We start from the raw sequence: 1,855 nt of genomic DNA on the forward strand, positions 1-1,855 counted from the left end.
GGAGAGTAGGACACCGCCGGACAACCATTAACGAAGAGCCCCAACCACGGTTGGGGCTCTTCCATTTAACAAACCAGCCAGTCAGGCAGCCACCACCTGACCCCGGGCCAGCGCGAACGGCAGCCGGTCGAAGATGATGCGGATCTCGCTGATGTGATTGTCTTCGATCCGATACAGTTCAGCGGCCGGAGCGTGCTGGACCGCCCGGTTGGCTGTCTCGTACATGAGAAGTGCTTCGTTCCCGGTGCCGTGGGCAGCCAGGAGCGCGGTCCCTGTCAGCGAAGCAGCGTAGGGCTCCATGAACGATCGCACGGCATCAATTCCCTTGATGGCCCCCGAGGGTGCATGGCAAACGACATCCCGGGCCAGGAGTTTTGCTGCCTCGTCCATGTCGTTGGTTGTCCATGCTCGGTAGTAGGCAACAGCGATTTCAACGGCTCGGGCCTGCTTGTCGGACATTGGCTTGTTCCTTTCGTTGGGCGTTTGCACCAGTTAAGACACCGGAACCGGGCTCATCGGAACGCATCAGGGGCACGTGCCAAGATGGGACCATGACGTCTGCGGAGTTGGAGTCGGCCAGGGCCGGTGACGAGTCGGCCTTCGCTTCGCTGATTGCACCTTTTCGCCGGGAGTTGCATGTGCACTGCTACCGGATCGTAGGGTCGGTTGACGACGCCGATGAGGTCATGCAGGAGGTGCTGCTCGCTGCGTGGCAGGGTCTGCCCGGATTCGAAGGCCGGTCATCCCTTCGTACCTGGCTATATCGGATCGCCACCACACGCTCCCTGAACATGCGAAGGGAGCAGGGCCGCCGACCGCGTCCCGCACCGCCTCCGCCTTTCGAGCTGCCGGCGCCTGGCGACCGGTTCGAGCTTGGGAATTTGCAGCCCTACCCCGAGGTGCTGCTCAGCGAGCTGGACCCTGCGGCCCGGGCGGTGGCGCGCGAGACCATAGAGCTCGCTTTCGTGGTGGCGTTGCAACGGATGCCTCCGCGGCAGACGGCTGTGCTGATTCTCTGCGACGTACTGGCCTTCACCGCAGCTGAGGCGGCCGACATGCTTTCCATCAGTTCGACCGCGGTCAAGGGGCTGCTGCAACGCGCCCGCTCCGCTAAGCCTTCCCCCGCACCACGGGTGAACAGCACCGGTTACCTTGAGCTGGCCACGCAATTTGCGGATGCCTTTTCACGTGATGACGTGGATGCTGTCCTTGCGCTGTTGACCGACGAATGTTGGCTGGCCATGCCTCCCGCTGTGGAGAGCTACGTTGGGCGGGATGCGGTCGGGGACTTCCTTCGAGCCAGCGCGTCCGGACGCCCGGGTGGCAGTTATACGCTGCTCCCTGTGCAAGCAGGTGGCCGGCCGGCCTTCGTCTGCTATTTGCAGGGGCGGGCCAGGGGGCTGATGGTGATCGAGCCATCCCTCGACGGTCACAGGATCGAGTCCATCATGCGTTTCCTGGATGACAGGCTGCACCGTCATTTCGGGACGCCGGATACACTCCCCTGATGCGGCCTTGAAGCCGCTCCACGCGGAGTCCTTGTAGGTGGTGTTCGACGGCGGTTTGGTGGGGTTTTGGGGGTTGGTGTGGGGGTGTTGGGTGGTGGATTTGCGTTGGGGTTGTGGGGCGTGTATTGTTTTCTGAGTCGCCGGGTGCGAAACGGAAAGCCGGAAGGTGTGTACGGTTCGGTAGGCGGCCAAAAATAACTCTTCTTTTCCAATGGCCCTGTTGTGGTGCGCTGCTTTGTGTGGTGTTCCGGTGGGGTGATGTTTTGGGGGGTCTGTTGTTTGAGAACTCAATAGTGTGCCAAGTTTGTTGATACCGATTGTTTTATTGATTGGTTGAATTTTGCCAG

Annotated in this window: 2 protein-coding genes; one reads left to right on the forward strand and one right to left on the reverse strand. The window is 61.3% G+C overall.

What is annotated here, in order from left to right; all coding sequences use genetic code 11:
- Positions 1 to 81: 81 nt before the first annotated feature.
- A complete protein-coding gene (locus tag PV760_RS21390; protein WP_018780367.1) occupies positions 82 to 459 on the reverse strand; it encodes a nuclear transport factor 2 family protein in 378 nt (125 codons plus the stop codon).
- A gap of 92 nt (positions 460 to 551) precedes the next feature.
- Between PV760_RS21390 and PV760_RS21395 the strand changes: the two genes are divergently transcribed.
- Entirely contained in the window at positions 552 to 1,508 is a 957-nt protein-coding gene (locus PV760_RS21395; protein WP_079583008.1) for an RNA polymerase subunit sigma-70, read from the forward strand.
- Positions 1,509 to 1,855 lie beyond the last annotated feature (347 nt).

The organism is Paenarthrobacter sp. CC6, from assembly GCF_040560085.1.
Lineage (GTDB): Bacteria > Actinomycetota > Actinomycetes > Actinomycetales > Micrococcaceae > Arthrobacter > Arthrobacter nicotinovorans.